Genomic DNA, 14,923 nt, shown 5'->3' on the forward strand with positions numbered 1-14,923 from the left:
CGCCGCCCACCGGAGTTGCCGTCGGCATAGGCCTCGTTGACCACGTCCCAGGCGTAGATCTTGCCCTTGTAGTGGCCCACCACCCCGTTGATGTGGTTGATCATCGCCTGCCGCAGCGCACTGCCCGACATCGACTGCATCCACCCCGGCTGCTGACCATGCCAGGCCAGCGTGTGCCCACGCACCCGCTTGCCGTTCTGCACCGCCCAGTTGTAGACCCGGTCACCGGCGCTGAAGTTGAACTGGTTCTGGTTGGGCTCGGTCGCATCGATCTTCATCTCGTTCTCGGCCGTCACCATGTTGAACTCACGGTTCGCGATGGTCGTGTACGCCGAATCACCAAGCCGCCCCGAGGCGATGGCCGTACCGAAGTACCGCCCGCTCTGCGCGGCGGCCGCGCCGAGCGTGCTCGCCGCCGCACCGGCCGGCATGGTCGGTACCGTCACCGCGGCGACCACGCCGAGCAGGCCGGCGGCGGCGGCGATCAGAACCCGCGGCCGCCTGAAAGGCAGCGGCGGAAACATCTCTTTAATGCCCATGACTGAGTGCTCCAGACTGAATCACGGAAATGCGGACACGCTGGGGTCACCCCGCGCGATCGACGCCGCGTCCCGTGATCAGGGAACGCACACCACTAGGGCGTCATGAATGACGGTCCTCACCGCACACCACCACATGGCAGGAGGGGCCGCCTCGGAAACACAGTCTGGAAACCCTGCCGAAATGTGTCAAGTCGGCAAGAAAATTTCAGAGGTGCGCCGTCAGCGAGGGAGACCTCTGAGATCGCCCGATGAGCCCGGCCGCCTCTCCGCGGACGCGAGGTCCGTCCTGTCCGCGCCGCTCTTCACGTCCGGAGCCGACCGACGTACACTTCGTAAAGTACGTAGTTGACGATCATTGCGGAGTTGGCGCGGGTGAAAGTTTCGGAGGCCGAGTTCGTCGATCGCATGGGACTGATCATGGAGCGGCTGGGCGGGACGCGCACGATGGGCCGCCTGTACGGGTGGCTCATGATCTGTGACCCGCCCGACCAGTCGCTCACCGGCCTGGCGGCGACGCTCGGGGTGAGCAAGACCGCGGTCAGCACGGTCGCCAGGCAGCTCGAGCTGAGCGGGATGGTGGAACGCGTCCCCACCTCCGCCCGCGAGCACCGCTACCGGATGGTCGGCGGCGGATGGGACCAGGTCATGCGGGTTCAGCTCGCCATCGTCAGGCAGAGCCTCGACACGCTCGACTTCGGGCTGTCCATCATCGGTGACGACCGGCCCGGCCAGCGCGGCCGGCTGGAGGACACCCGGGAGTTCTTCGCCTTCATCCTGCAGGACTCGGACGGGATGTTCGAGCGCTGGAAGGAGTACCGCGAGAGGTCGTCCTGACCCACATCGGCAGAGGGATCCTCAACCAAGGAGAGGCGATGTCCGACATCGTCGAACGGTACGACATCCCCGAACGGCACTTCTGGCTGCACGGGCCCCGTTCGGGCCCGGCGGTCGAGTTCGACGCCGGCACCGGACTGTGGAACGTCTACGGATACCCGGAGGCCCACGAGGTCCTCGGCGACCCGGCGACGTTCTCCTCCGACACCATGCGCATCGTCCCCAAGGAGCTGCTGCCCAGCGAGGATGACTTCTCGCTGAACGGCTTCATCACCCAGATCGACCCGCCGGAGCACGGCAAACTGCGCAAGCTGGTCAGCAGCGCCTTCACCCGCAAGGTCGTGGCCGATCTCGAACCGCGGATCGCCGCGCTCACCGGCGAGCTGATCGACGCGGCGCGCGAGCACGAGCGGTTCGAGCTCGTGACCGACCTGGCCTACCCGCTGCCGGTCATCGTCATCGCCGAGCTGCTCGGGGTGCCGAGCAGCGATCGCGCCCTGTTCAAGCAGTGGGCCGACGCGCTGTTCCAGCGGGACGCCGAGATCTCGCTCAACCGGTCCGCCGAGGAGCGCAGCGCGGACCTCCAGGCCACGATGGGACCGTGGAAGGAGATGTCGGCCTACCTCGCCGCGCACGCCGCGGAACGCCGGCGGCAGCCGCGCGCCGACCTGCTCACCAGGCTGGTGGAGGCGGAGGTGGACGGCGAACGCCTGCCCGACGAGCAGGTGGTGAACTTCGCCATCGTGCTGCTGCTCGCCGGTCACATCACCACGACGATGCTGCTCGGCAACACGGTGCTGTGCCTGGACGCCTTCCCCGGCGAGCAGGAGGCGGTACGCGCCGACCGTTCGGCGATCCCGGACGTCATCGAGGAGTCCATCCGGTTCCTGACCCCGTTCGCCCTCCTCGGCCGCACCACCACCCGGGAGGCGCGGCTCGGCGATTCGACGATACCGGCCGACCAAATGGTCATGGTCTGGCTCGCGGCGGCCAACCGGGATCCGCGCCAGTTCCGCGCCCCCGGCGTCTTCGCCCCCGGTCGCGAGCCCAACCCGCACCTCGGCTTCGGCCGCGGCGTCCACTTCTGCCTGGGCGCGCCCCTGGCCCGGCTGGAGGGACAGGTCGCGCTGAACATCCTGCTCGACCGGTTCGACGTCCTTCGCACCGACCCGCAGGACCCCGTGCAGTTCATCCCCACGCCGTCTCTGACAGGAGTGCGCCGCCTCCCGCTCGTCCTGGGGTGATGACGCGTGACCGACGCGTGGCGGGCGGGACCGTTCTTCGCCCGCCGCGTCTGATGGGCGCGGAGACGCCGGCGGGGGCCGGTCCCGATGGGGCCGGCCTCCGCCGGTGTCGTCAGGCCGGGAAGTCGTCGGCCTCCGCGACCTGGCGCACCTCCACCTCGACGTCGTCGAAGAGGTCGGCATACCGCTTGGCGTACTCGACGGCCTGCGCGCGGTCGTCGAAGTTGAGCAGCGCGAAGCCGCCGATGACCTCCTTGACCTCGGTGAACGGGCCGTCGATCGCGGTGATCCCCCCGCCGCGGGCCTTGCGGACCAGCGCGCCCCGCTCGGACGGGTGAACGCCCTCGGCCGTGATCAGGATGCCCTTCTCCATCGAGTCCTGGATGAACGCGCCCAGTTTCTCCATGAACTCCTGGCTGGGGTTCCAGGCCTCGGGGGCACGCTCGTCGAGCCGGTGCATCATCAGAAATCGCATTGTCGCTCCCTTGTCGTCTCGGGCTGGGTCCGGCGGATCCCGGACGCGTCGACCAGCCGTCACACACGCGTCGAACGCCTGCACGCCGTTTCGACACTCTCGTCGGGACAATTTTCGTCGGCGTCGTTCTGCCCAGGAACACCAGGTCAGAGGATCGGGACCGCCGGTGGGTCCCCCTTCGACGCGGTACGGGCCCACGAGCCCGCCAGGGACGGATCGCACGGAACCGTGCGTAGAGATCGCTACTTGTGCGCCGTTTCACTAAGATTCGGGGCCATGTGGCGGAAAGTCCGAGTACTTGTGGCAACAGTGTGTGCGATGGGCCTGCTGACCGTTCCGGCGGCGGCCGAGACGGGGAAGAAGGCGGACGAGCCGGCCAAGCCGTACTGCGCCCGGTACAAGTGCATCGCGCTGACCTTCGACGACGGGCCGTGGCCCTACACCCCCGAACTGCTCGACACGCTGAAGAAGCACAAGGCCAAGGCCACCTTCTTCCTGCTCGGCCGCAAGGTCGAGGGCCGGGCCGAGCTGGCCAGGCGCATCGTGGCGGAGGGCCACGAGGTGGGAAACCACACCTGGACCCACCCCGATCTCACCAAGCTGACCGATGACGAGATCATGCAGGAGGTCAACTCGACCTCCGAGGTGATCGAGCAGACGATCGGCGAGCGGCCGACGATGATGCGCCCGCCGAACGGCGCCACCGACTCCCGGGTCGGCCGCCTGATGGCCGAGCTGGAACTGCCGCAGATCCTGTGGACGGGCTCCACGCTCGACTGGCAGGCGCGCGACACCAAGGTCATCACCGCGCGGACGCTGAAGCTGGCCAAGCGCAACGGCGTCATCCTGCTGCACGACATCGTCCCCCAGACCGTCAAGGCGATGCCGGCCGTGCTGACCACGCTGGAGAAGCAGGGCTACCACTTCGTGACGGTGACGGCGCTGCTGCAGGGACGCGAGCTCAAGGGCGGCGAGGTCTACCCCGCGCGGTCCGAGTAGCCGTCGTCGGCGCGGAGGGACCGGTTGAGCGCGGACCTCAGCCGGCCCTGCAGGGGCACCTCGACCAGCCGGTGCACGCCGTACGCGAGGACGAGCGCGGCGGCCAGCACCACGGGCAGGGTGAGCCACCTGCCCAGCGGCGCGTGCAGCCACCCGATGAGGAGATACCCGACGTGGTGGTGGAACAGGTACAGCGGGTAGGTGAGCGCGCCCAGCACGGTGAGCCAGCGCCAGTCGACCCCGTCGAAGGTGCCGAGCGCGACCAGGACCATCACCAGGAAGATCAGGGAGATCACGCCGACCACCAGGGCGGACCCCAGGTTCTGCCCGAACCGCTGGACGGCCGGCGGGTTCTCCCCCAGCACCTGCACGAGCGCGACCGCCCAGCCGGCGCCCACGAACAGCCAGGGGAACAGTGACCCGCCGAAGCGGTGGACGAGGTACAGGGCCATCCCCGCGATGAAGTACGGGGCGCTGAAGGGGACGAGGACGGCCTGGAGGAGGTCGGCGTCCACCCGCTCGGCGATGGCCAGGAGCACCAGCCAGCCGCCGAGGAAGGCCAGGCAGCGCCGGTAGGTGAAGCCGATCGCGGCGAACACCGCGATGAGCACGTAGAAGATCAGCTCCTGCCAGAGCGTCCAGTACACCAGCTCCAGATCGCGGATCCGCAGCCCGTGCTGGAGCATGGTGAGGTTGGCGATCAGCTCGCTCAGGGTCGGCCGGTGGTCGGTGGTGAGTCCCACGACCGCGAGCGCGCCGAGGATGATCACGCTGGCCCAGTACGCCGGGTAGAGCCGGGCGATCCGCGAGGAGGCGAACTCGCCGGGGGTGCGTCCCCACGCGCTCATCAGGATCACGAACCCGCTGATCACGAAGAACATGCGGACCCCGTAGACCCCGAACATGGTCACCGCGCTCAGGGTGGGGAAGGCGTTCGGCGTCCCCCACGCCCGCGTGTGCCCGTAGTGGAAGAGCACCACCGCGAACGCCGCGCAGAAGCGCAGCAGATCGAGAACGCGCAGCCGTGGCCGGACGGCATGCACGACCGGTAGATCTGCGACCTCGGGGGCCGGGAGCAGCATGGCCATGAATATAGCGATATAGATCGTTGAATCAGCCGTCCTCCTCCAGGTAGGCGGCCGATTCCCGGCAGCGGCGGCCCGCCCCCGCCCGCCGCCGCCCGCCGCCGGGGACCCCGGGAGCGGCCGAGGCCGCCGGGCCACCAGGTGCGGGGTTATCACCTACGGCGGTCGATATGCGGCTGGTAGCCTGAATCGCGGCCCGGTGCAGTCGGGTTGACCGGCAGCACGGCGGACGGCGGCCCGGTCCGGTGGACAGCAGAACCGGAACGGGAAGGCGTCCGCCAGAAATGAGGAGGCCGATGGATCCATCGGTTGTGGATCGAATACGTCCAGGCGACCACGTGTGCTGGACCTTCGACGACGAACACCAGCGGCTGGCCGCCATAACGGGCTACGTGAAGGCCGGCGCCGGCGCCAACCAGAAGATCCTCTACCTCTCCGACGCGTCCCCGGACCTCCTGCTGCGCGAGCTGACGGACAACGGCGTGGACGCCTGGCGTCTGGTCCGCACCGGGCAACTGCAGATGGGCCACCCGCGGGACGGCTACCTCACCAACGGCCTGTTCGACCCCATGGTGGTGCTCGACGACTGGCAGCGCGAGATCGCCGTGGCGCGCGGCGGCGGATACACGGCCCTGCGCCTGATCGGCGACATGTCGTGGGCGAGAGCCGACGTGGTGGGCGCCGACCCTCTCCACTGGTACGAGGCCCAGGTCAACCGCGTCTTCGCCGACGGCTACGCCATGGCCCTCTGCCTGTACGACCGGCGGCTGTTCGACCAGGTCAGCCTCCTGCGCGTCTCGGCCGCGCACCCGTCCCGCATGGAACCCGGCACCGACTGGAACTGGCGGCCCCTGCTGCGCATGGAACGCACCGGTGAGCCGCCGGGGCTGCGGCTGATCGGCGAGGCCGACGCCTCCAACCGCGACGCGCTGGCCGCCACCCTGGCCGACGTCATCGACGACATGTCCCGCTCGGACGCCACGGTGACCCTCGACGTGGCCGGGCTGCGGTTCGCCGACGCCGGCGCCGCCAGGCTGCTCATGGGCGCGGCCACCACCGCCCCGCCCAAAGTGCGCATCACCGGGTGCTCGGTGCCGCTGGCGAAGCTGATGCGGTTGCTGGGCGGCGAGCCGTGCGCGGGGGCCGTCGCATGAACCGGCACGCACCTGCCCCGCGGGCGGCCGGCCCGTTCGAGCACATCGGCCTGTTCTACCGGGACCTGGACCAGTACGCGTCGGGCTGCGCGGCGTTCGTCCGGCGCGCGCTGGCGTCCGGGGACCCCGCCCTGGTCGCCGTCCCCGGCGGCAACGGCGAGCTGGTCCGCGCGCGGCTCGGCGCCGACGGCGACGCCGTGACCTTCGCCGACATGGCCCGCGCGGGCCGTAATCCGGGGCGCATCATCCCCTCGGTCCTGCTGGCCTTCGCCGGCGCCCACCCCGGCCGCCGCGTGTGGATCATCGGGGAGCCCATCTGGAAGGGCCGCAGCGCCGTCGAGTACCCGGCCTGCGTCGCGCACGAGGCGCTGATCAACGCCGCGTTCGCCGGCAGGGACGCCGCCATCTTGTGCCCGTACGACGCCTCGGCGCTCGCCCCCTCGGCGCTGGCCGACGCCGAGCGCACCCATCCCATCTTGGAGGACGCCGACGGGAGCCGGGCCAGCGCCGCCTACGGCGACCCGCTCGAGACGGCCGCGGCGTTCGACTGGCCGCTGCCCGCGCCGCCGGAGGACGCCGAGCGGTACACCTTCACCGGCGTCGGCGCGCTGCCGGGCGTGCGTGACTTCCTCACCGTGCGGGCGATGGCGGAGGGCCTGGCCGGGGAGCGCGTCGTCGAGCTGCTGCTGGCGATGAACGAGCTGGCCACCAACACCACCGAGTACACGACCGGGCCCGCCACGCTGACGGTGTGGGCCGAGGACGGCGTGCTCGCCTGCCAGCTCGACGACACCGGGCACATCGCCGACCCGATGACCGGGCGCGTCCCGCCGGCGGACGGCGCGACCCGCGGGCGCGGCGTGCTCATCGCCAACGAGCTGGCCGACCTGGTGCGCATCCACCACCGGCCCGCGGGCACCTCCGTGCGGTTGCACTTCCTGCTGTCCCCGCCCGGCGACCCCGCCGCGGCCGGAGCCGGCGGAGGCCTCGCTGAGACGGCCGTAGCGGAAGCCGGCGGAAGCCTCGCCTGGACGGCCGCGGCCGGAGCCGGTGGGAACCTCGCTCAGACGGCCGCGGGTGGAGCCGGTGGGGACCTCGTTCAGACGGCGGCGGTGGAGGACAGCGGGAACGACCCGGTCAGCGCCGGCTTCTCGGGCTCGTAGGGCGCGAGGGTCACCGGGACGCCGTTGAACACGGCGTTGCCCGACGGCACGTCCACCACCGACTCGTCCGTGAGGGCGTTGGCGTTGACCCCGGCGTGCTCGGCCGCGACGCGCTGGGTGCTGCCCGCGTGGCCCCATCCGTGCGGCAGGCTGACCACGCCCGGCATGATGGCGTCGTTCGGCTCGACCGGCACGACCAGCTCGCCGTTCGCCGACCGGATCACCGCCTGCCCGCCGATGCCGTACCGGGCGATGTCGGCCGGATTGACGTGCAGGGTGCACTGGTTGCTCCCGCCGACCAGCGTGGGCACGTTGTGCAGCCAGCTGTTGTTGGAGCGCAGCTGCCGGCGTCCGATGAGCAGCAGTTCGGGGGCCGGCGCGGCCAGCCGCTCGCGCAGCCGTCCGGCCTCCTCGGCCAGCCGCGGCGCGGCCAGCTCCACCCGGCCCGACTCGGTGCACAGCAGCTCAGCCAGCCGGGGCGTGAGCGGCCCGAGGTCGATGCCGTGCGGGTTGTCCAGCAGGTCGGCGAGCGACAGTCCGTGCGTGCCGAGCCGCAGGAAGGCGTCCAGCAGCAGCTCGGGCCCGCTGTCGCCCCGCAGCGAGGCCCGCACCTCGGCGACGTCCCTGCCCTCGAAGGGAGAGCCCGGCGCCTGCGTGGCCCCGCCGAGGATCTGGTCCAGCATCATCTCGGTGAGCGCTGCGGGGTCGGCGCCGGCGCCCTGGCCGGAGGCGATGAGCGTGAGCTTCGACAGGATGTCGGCCTCGGACATCTGCTCGGGCGAAAGCGGCAGGATGGCCGGGGAGAACCGCGTGTAGTTGCGCACGGTGACCGACAGCAGCAGGAAGTCGTAGTGCGGCATCTGCAGGATGCGCGGCGGCGGCAGGATGACGTTCGCGTGCTTGGTGGTCTCGTTGAGGTAGGGGTCGACGCAGACCACGAAGTCGAGGCCGGCCAGCGCGCGGTCCAGACGGGGGCCGCCCGGCGCTGAGAGCACCAGGTTGCCGGCCACGGACACCAGAGCCCTGACCTGCCCCTCGCCCGGGGTCTCGATCTCGTCGGCGAGGGTGGCCACCGGCAGTTCGCCGAGCGACTCCGGCAGCCCGCGCACGCGGCTGTGCCAGCGCCCGGTGGTGTACGGCTCGCCGGTGCGGCCGAGGTCCATGGTGGCGGTGCGGGTGAACATGACGCCGCCGGGCCGGTCGAAGTTGCCGGTCAGGATGTTGACCACATCGACGAGCCACTGCGTCGCGGTGCCGAACTCGACCGTGGAGCCGCCGATGCGCGAGTAAACGGCGGCCGTGGGCGCCGCGGCCAGCTCGCGGGCGATGCGGACGATGTCCGCGGCGGGCACGCCGCACACCGGCGAGACGATGTCGGGGGTGAAGTCCTCCGACAGCCGCCGCAGGTCGTCCAGCCCCGCGACGTCGAGGCCGATCGTCGTGAGGTCCTCGGAGAGCAGGGTGTGGACGATGCCGAACAGCAGGAACGCGTCGGTGCCCGGGCGGATGAACAGGTGCTCGTCGGCGACGGCGGCGGTGCGGGTGCGGCGCGGGTCGACGACCACGAGCCGGCCGCCGCGCCCGCGCAGCGCCTTGAGGCGGCTCGGGAAGTCGGGGGCGCTGCACAGCGACCCGTTGGACTCCACCGGGTTGGCGCCGAGCACGAGGAAGTAGTCGGTGCGGTCGACGTCGGGCACCGAGATGGCGAGCGGGTCGCCGAACAGGTAGCCGCAGGCGACGTGCTTGGGCATCTGGTCGATCGTGCTGGCGGAGTAGACGTTGCGCGTGCCGAGGGCCTGGCCCAGCGCCCCCCGGTACAGGATGCCGCCCATGGTGTGGAAGGTCGGGTTGCCGAGGTAGAGGGCCACGGCGTCGCGGCCGTGCCGGTCGATGACGCCCTTGAGCCCCTGCTCGACGGTCTCGAAGGCCTCCTGCCAGCTGACCTCGTGCCATTCGTCGTCCTGCTTGCGCACGAGGGGGACGCGCAGGCGGTCGGGGTCCTGGTCGAGGTGGCCGAGGCTCGCGCCCTTCGGGCAGATGAAGCCCTTGGAGAACGGGTCGTCCGGGTCGCCCTTGACCGACGTGACGCGTCCGGTGTCGTCGAGCGTGAGCCGCAGGCCGCAGACGGCGTCGCATAGGGGACAGGTCCGGTGCGCGGTTCTCATCGGCACTCCCTGAGATCGTCGATTGGACCCATGATGAGCAGGCGCGGGAGATGGGGGGAACCCCAGCAAACGGTGGGATAGGGGTCGATACGGGTGGGTAGCCACGGGCCTGACTCCGGAGCACACACACCTTTACGAGCGGGTTCACGGCCATAAACGGCTTTTCTCACGTACGGTGGGTCCCGGGGGTTTTCACGGCGACATAGCGGGCAGTCCGGTCTGGTTCGAGCCGGCCGATCGACCGTCCGTAAAGGGAGAGCCTCACCCGTCGAGGAAGCTCGCGGGCAGTGTGCTCCGTCAGATGGTGACCGTCCCGGCTGTCGATGACGGGTGAAACCACGGAAGAGGGTCGTGATGGCGAACGAGGTCACCGACGGCAAGGCCGTCGCACGCGAACTGGCGGCACGGCTGCCCGGATGGACGGTGTGGTACGGGGAGCACACCGGGCGCTTCTGGGCCACGCCCAAGGGCGCCGCGAAGGCGGACCCGCGGCTCGCCGAGGGCGAGACCCCCGAGGAGCTCGAGGCCGCCGTGCGCGGGCTCGTCGCCGGCACTCAGGCTCCGGTCGCGCCCGCGCCGCAGGAGCCGCACGTGAACCAGCACGTGAACCAGGCGCCGATGGCGCCCGAGCAGTACCGCCACCCGGTCGGCGCGAGGCACTGACCGGGCCGCCGACCGGCGGAGGCGACCCACCAGCCACCGGCCGCGGCTGCGGGCCGAGGGGGAACGGGCCGGGGTCGCAGGCCGGGCGAGGGAAACCGACCGGCCGCGGGTCAGCGGCACTGGGCGAGCATGGCGGACTTGTCGAGCCTGGTGACCGGCAGGTCGTACTTCACCGCGACCTGCGCGAAGCGGGTCACGTACGCGCAGCGCACCTTCCGCACGGGGGGCAGCCAGGACGCCGGGCCCGCGCCGCCCTTGTCCTCGTTGGCCGGGCCGTAGACCGGGATCAGGTTGAGCGGGTCGTTGGCGATGCGCACCCGCTTGGCCATGCTCCATCGGGAGGCGCCCATGCGCCACTCGTACGACAGCGGCACCACGTGGTCGACCTGCACGCGGTCGGCGTCGTGCTTGCGCCACCGGATCGTCCTGCCGGTGTAGGGGTCGCGCAGCTTCATCGCCACCACCACGCAATGGGACCCGCGGCGGTAGGCCACCTCCTCGCCGTCCCGGGCGAGCAGGTCGTCGCGGGTGCGGCAGCCGTTGCGCGCGTACGGCACGCCCCGCGCGGTGTCCGCCCAGTTCTCGCCGAACCGGGTGCGCGTGTACCCGCGCTTGGAACCCTGGCGGCCGACCCGCACCCGCCGGATCAGGTCGACGGCCGCCGCCCGGTCCATGCGCGAGGTGATGGCGACCAGGCCCGGCCTGGTGCCGTCCGGGTTCTCCAGCGGGCCGGCGCGCTCGGTGACGCGCGTCGTGTCCTTCGTCGCGGCGTGACCGGCGAGAGAGACGAGCACGATGGCGACTCCGGCCACCGCGACCACCCCGCGCGTGCTCAGTGCCGCCTCCCGGGCCGGACGGGTGAAGACTCGTCGAGCTGTCTATCCCCATAAATACCGTGATCGACACCGCCATGTCCCGGCCGGACAGGGTCAGAGGGCCACGAACGCCATGCCCCGATGCTTGAGGCGGGGAATGACCGTGCGCAGTGCCCTGAGCGTCTCGGAACGGTCGCCGCCCCCGTCGTGGCACAGCAGGATGGCGCCCGGCCGGCAGGCGAGCATGCTCTGGGCGATGCGCCGGGTGCCCGGCCTGGACCAGTCGCGCGGGTCGACGTCCCAGTCGATCGGGATCATGCCGTGGTCGCCGGCGGCGCGCACCACCTGCGGCGACCACGATCCGCCCGGCGAGCGGAAGAACCTCGCGTGGACGCCGGTGGCGTCGGAGATGCGCCGCTGCGCCTCGGTGATCTCGGCCTTGACGCGCCCGGCGGACAGGCGGTTGAACGGGATGGGATGGTGCATCGTGTGGTTGCAGAGCTGGTGCCCGGCCTGGACGATGCGCTCGGCCAGCCGCGGGTAGCGCTGCACCTGCAGGCCGATGAGCGAGAACGTCGCGCTGACCTCGTGCTCGGCGAGCAGGTCGAGCATGCGGGGCGTCCACTCGGGGTGCGGACCGTCGTCGATGGTGAGCGCGATGGCGTTGCGCGGCGCGGCCGGCGCCAGGTCGTGCAGGCTGCGCACGGGCTGGTGGCGGGCCTTCAGCGCGTGCGCCGTCCACCCTGCGGGCGGTGGCGCGACCCGTGGGTGCGCCTTGCGCCGCCCGTGCCGGGCCGGAGCGGCCCCCGGCGCGCGTGAGGACGACCGCACGGCGTCACCGGCCAGCGAACCCAGCGAACCCGCCAGTGCAAGGGCTCCGAGGGCCCACAGCGCGCGGCGACGGCCGGCCTCGCTTTGATCCACGAGGTCACGGTACCCACTCCGGTGCGAAAGGCGTCGGACCGACAGGAATGAACTCCGGCGAACCTGCGAGAGTCACTTCCCCGTCAGACGGGCGCCCGTGCCCGTGGTGTCACGGCAGCCAGCTCACCCGGCCGCGGAGCAGGCCGTACCCGACGAAGGCCACCGCGTCGATGAGCGTGTGCGCGACGACCAGCGGCATGGCCCGGCCCCACCGCTGGTAGAGACGGCCGAACAGCAGGCCCATGGCGACGTTGCCCACGAAGCCGCCGAACCCCTGGTACAGGTGGTAGGAGCCCCGCAGCGTCGCCGACAGGCCGACCGCGCGCCAGGGCCGCCAGCCCAGCGCGTCCAGGCGGTGCAGCAGGTAGCCGCTGACGATGACCTCCTCGAGCACGCCGTTCTGCGCGGCGGCGAGCAGCAGGATCGGCACCCGCCACCAGACGTCGGGAAGCCGGTCGGGCACGACGTCCAGGTTGATGCCCGACCGCAGTGCCAGCAGGTAGAACGCCAGCCCGGTACCGCCCACCACGGCCGCGAGCAGCGCGCCGCGCAGCAGGTCGCGTCCCGGCTCCCGCAGGTCGGCGCCGATGGTGCGCGCCGACTCCCCGGACCGCACCAGCAGGTAGGCGACCAGGGCGACGGGGGCCAGGGCGATCGCGATGTCGGCCAGTTGCAGCGACAGATCGAGCCAGGGACGGCCGGGCGCCCTCGTGCCGACGAGCACCGCGTGCTGCGCCTTCAGCTCCGCGGGGGCGGTGAGCGAGCCGATCAGCGAGATCAGGGAGCGCAGGGCGCTCGCGCCGAGCGAGACGGCGAAGACGACGATGAGCTCGGCCCGGACCAGCCGCGGAGTGAGGCCGGTCTTCCCCGTACTGACATCCTGCACGCGCGTAGCCTCCCACGGGCGGCGTCAGGCGAGCGTGAGCGGTTCGGCCTTCCTGACCGGCGCCCGGGAGAAGGCACCGTGAACCAGGTATCCCGGGACGTGGCCGGCCTGAACCGGCGGTTACGGATCAAGGCACATGTCCGATATAGCCGCCCTAATCCCCTGACCGAAACCCGGCGCGGCAGTCAAGCCCCTCTGCCGGACGTACCGCCTCTGACCAGGCCGGAAGTGTCGATGACCATGGGTTTGCAAGGGGTTGTCAAGTCACCTGCAGGCGGGCTGGTCCAATATGTGCCCATGACGACGTACGGGATCATCGCGCCCCAGGGCAAGTACACCGCCGTCAGCGACGACCTGGCCATCGGAGCGACGGTCAGCGTGGTGGTTCCGGCCATGAACGAGGCGGAGAACCTGCCGCACGTGTTCGCCACCCTGCCACGCTGGATCGACGAGGTCATCCTCGTGGACGGCAGGTCGACCGACGACACCGTGGCCGTCGCCCGCGCCCTGCGCCCCGAACTGCGCGTCGTCCGGCAGACCGGGCGCGGCAAGGGCAACGCCCTCATCGAGGGCTTCGCAGCGGCGACCGGCGACATCATCGTCATGATCGACGCCGACGGCTCGACGGACGGACGCGAGATCATCCGCTTCGTCTCCGCCCTGGTCGCGGGGGCGGACTTCGCCAAGGGGTCGCGCTTCACCTCGGGCGCGGGATCCGACGACATCAGCGTCACCCGCTCGCTCGGCAACACGGTGCTGACCACGCTGACCAACTGGCTGTACGGCACCCGCTACACCGACCTGTGCTACGGCTACAACGCCTTCTGGTCGCGCCACCTGGACGCTCTCGCCCTCGACTGCGACGGCTTCGAGATCGAGACGCTGATGAACGTCCGGGCGGCCAAGTCCGGGCTCGCCGTGCAGGAGATCCCGAGCCACGAGCGCTGCCGCATCCACGGCACGAGCAACCTGCACGCCGTGCGCGACGGCTGGCGGGTGCTCAAGACCATCCTGCGCGAGCGCGGCCGTCCCCTCCCCGCACGACGCCGCGCCGCCGTCACCCCGGTCTCGGAGCACGTCGCCGCCTGAGGCGGTCACTCGTACGCGCCGTGCACAGCGGCCGGGCGGGCGGCGCGGGAGCGCGCCCGCGCGCGGCGCTTGGCCGCCTCGCCTCGCTCCAGCCACCACTCGACGACCAGCAGCGGCACCGTCCACCCGAGCCAGCCGCCGAGGCCGGCCAGCGTCCAGGTGAACATGGTGACGTCCCCCTTGAAAGTGGTCTCGAACTGCGGCGTCAGCACGATGGCGACGATGACGCCCCAGACGCGGTTGGTGATGATCGAGTAGGTCAGCGCGAAGCTGCGCAGCATCCAGCGCCGGTGGTCGACGAACCGCCGCTGCCGCGCCATCCGGTAGCCCGCGGCGGTGAACGACAGCCAGAGCAGCGCCAGCATCACGTTGCTGACCGCGATGACCGGCCCGAACGGGGTGCCCGCCCCGATGACCAGGCCGGCCAGGCCGGCCGGGAGCACGCCCCCGAAGACGTAGACCCGGCCGACGTACCGGTGCGCCACCGGGTACCGCTGCCGGAACCACGGCCACACCTGCAGGAAGCAGGTCAGCATCGCGACCGAGGCGAACATGACGTGCGCTACCAGCAGGGGATAGTGCGCCGAGAAGCCCGCCGGTCGCGGCACCCGGGACAGCGCCGGGTCACCGGTGAGGTACGGCGGCAGTGAGTAGACCAGGAACACCACGGCGATGAAGCCGAGCGGAGCCATCCACGGCCGCTGCCACCAGCGGCGGGACGGAACGGAGCCGGCCGAGGGACCGGGGGGCGGGGAGGACGGGCTCTCGGTGGTCATGACCATGACGGCTCCTCAACGGGAAGGGCGATTGGCTGCGTATGACATACGCTGAGCGTATCTGATACGCAGAGCGTGGGGAATACGCTGAGCGTATGTCATACACATG

At 71.1% G+C, this 14,923-nt stretch carries 15 protein-coding genes; 7 read left to right on the plus strand and 8 right to left on the minus strand.

Features of this window, described 5'->3' with window-relative positions:
• Positions 1–539: endo-1,4-beta-xylanase (locus tag ABZT47_RS39095; protein WP_354853462.1), on the minus strand; the 539-nt coding region annotated here is incomplete at its 3' end.
• 348 nt (positions 540–887) lie between these two features.
• Between ABZT47_RS39095 and ABZT47_RS39100 the strand changes: the two genes are divergently transcribed.
• Both ABZT47_RS39100 and ABZT47_RS39105 read left to right on the plus strand, forming a co-directional pair.
• Positions 888–1,376, plus strand: a complete 489-nt coding sequence (locus tag ABZT47_RS39100) for a hypothetical protein (protein ID WP_354853465.1) — start codon at positions 888–890, stop codon at positions 1,374–1,376.
• Between the two features lie 38 nt (positions 1,377–1,414).
• On the plus strand, positions 1,415–2,620 hold the full coding sequence (locus ABZT47_RS39105; RefSeq protein ID WP_354853468.1) for a cytochrome P450: 1,206 nt from the start codon (positions 1,415–1,417) through the stop codon (positions 2,618–2,620).
• 112 nt (positions 2,621–2,732) lie between these two features.
• Here the strand turns inward: ABZT47_RS39105 and ABZT47_RS39110 are convergent, their stop codons facing one another.
• Positions 2,733–3,095 carry a YciI family protein gene (locus ABZT47_RS39110; protein ID WP_354853470.1) on the minus strand — a complete coding sequence of 121 codons (363 nt, stop codon included), beginning with the start codon at positions 3,093–3,095 and terminating at the stop codon, positions 2,733–2,735.
• Between the two features lie 318 nt (positions 3,096–3,413).
• Here ABZT47_RS39110 and ABZT47_RS39115 point away from each other — a divergent pair, with 318 nt between their 5' ends.
• Positions 3,414–4,094 (plus strand): polysaccharide deacetylase family protein, encoded by a 681-nt coding sequence (locus ABZT47_RS39115; protein ID WP_354853473.1) that lies wholly within the window; start codon positions 3,414–3,416, stop codon positions 4,092–4,094.
• Here the strand turns inward: ABZT47_RS39115 and ABZT47_RS39120 are convergent.
• Positions 4,073–5,176, minus strand: a complete 1,104-nt coding sequence (locus ABZT47_RS39120) for an acyltransferase (RefSeq protein WP_354853476.1) — start codon at positions 5,174–5,176, stop codon at positions 4,073–4,075. The two genes, ABZT47_RS39115 and ABZT47_RS39120, sit on opposite strands and share 22 nt — an antisense overlap.
• A 299-nt stretch (positions 5,177–5,475) precedes the next feature.
• Between ABZT47_RS39120 and ABZT47_RS39125 the strand changes: the two genes are divergently transcribed.
• Positions 5,476–6,333: an MEDS domain-containing protein gene (locus ABZT47_RS39125; protein ID WP_354853479.1), complete on the plus strand. Its 858-nt coding sequence runs from the start codon at positions 5,476–5,478 to the stop codon at positions 6,331–6,333.
• The gene (locus ABZT47_RS39130; protein ID WP_354853482.1) at positions 6,330–7,496 is read left to right on the plus strand and encodes a sensor histidine kinase; all 1,167 of its coding nucleotides are present in this window, start codon (positions 6,330–6,332) and stop codon (positions 7,494–7,496) included. Before ABZT47_RS39125 ends, ABZT47_RS39130 begins: the two co-directional genes overlap by 4 nt.
• Here the strand turns inward: ABZT47_RS39130 and ABZT47_RS39135 are convergent.
• A complete protein-coding gene (locus ABZT47_RS39135) occupies positions 7,433–9,661 on the minus strand; it encodes a molybdopterin-dependent oxidoreductase (protein ID WP_354853484.1) in 2,229 nt (742 codons plus the stop codon). The genes ABZT47_RS39130 and ABZT47_RS39135 overlap by 64 nt on opposite strands.
• 354 nt (positions 9,662–10,015) lie before the next feature.
• Here ABZT47_RS39135 and ABZT47_RS39140 point away from each other — a divergent pair, with 354 nt between their 5' ends.
• A complete protein-coding gene (locus ABZT47_RS39140) occupies positions 10,016–10,324 on the plus strand; it encodes a hypothetical protein (protein ID WP_354853487.1) in 309 nt (102 codons plus the stop codon).
• A gap of 110 nt (positions 10,325–10,434) precedes the next feature.
• Here the strand turns inward: ABZT47_RS39140 and ABZT47_RS39145 are convergent, their stop codons facing one another.
• The 3 genes from ABZT47_RS39145 to ABZT47_RS39155 form a co-directional block, all read right to left on the minus strand.
• On the minus strand, positions 10,435–11,136 hold the full coding sequence (locus tag ABZT47_RS39145; RefSeq protein ID WP_354853490.1) for an HNH endonuclease family protein: 702 nt from the start codon (positions 11,134–11,136) through the stop codon (positions 10,435–10,437).
• Positions 11,137–11,253: 117 nt separating this feature from the next.
• Positions 11,254–12,063 (minus strand): polysaccharide deacetylase family protein, encoded by an 810-nt coding sequence (locus tag ABZT47_RS39150; RefSeq protein ID WP_354853492.1) that lies wholly within the window; start codon positions 12,061–12,063, stop codon positions 11,254–11,256.
• 109 nt (positions 12,064–12,172) lie between these two features.
• A complete protein-coding gene (locus tag ABZT47_RS39155; protein WP_354853495.1) occupies positions 12,173–12,949 on the minus strand; it encodes a CPBP family intramembrane glutamic endopeptidase in 777 nt (258 codons plus the stop codon).
• 297 nt (positions 12,950–13,246) lie between these two features.
• On the opposite strand from ABZT47_RS39155, the gene ABZT47_RS39160 reads away from it, so the two are divergent.
• Entirely contained in the window at positions 13,247–14,038 is a 792-nt protein-coding gene (locus ABZT47_RS39160) for a glycosyltransferase family 2 protein (protein ID WP_354853498.1), read from the plus strand.
• Positions 14,039–14,043: 5 nt separating this feature from the next.
• Here ABZT47_RS39160 and ABZT47_RS39165 read toward each other — a convergent pair whose 3' ends face one another.
• Positions 14,044–14,820 (minus strand): DUF2306 domain-containing protein, encoded by a 777-nt coding sequence (locus ABZT47_RS39165; RefSeq protein ID WP_354853501.1) that lies wholly within the window; start codon positions 14,818–14,820, stop codon positions 14,044–14,046.
• Positions 14,821–14,923: the final 103 nt, after the last annotated feature.

This window comes from Sphaerisporangium sp. NPDC005289, assembly GCF_040607455.1.
GTDB classification, from domain to species: Bacteria; Actinomycetota; Actinomycetes; order Streptosporangiales; family Streptosporangiaceae; genus Sphaerisporangium; species Sphaerisporangium rhizosphaerae.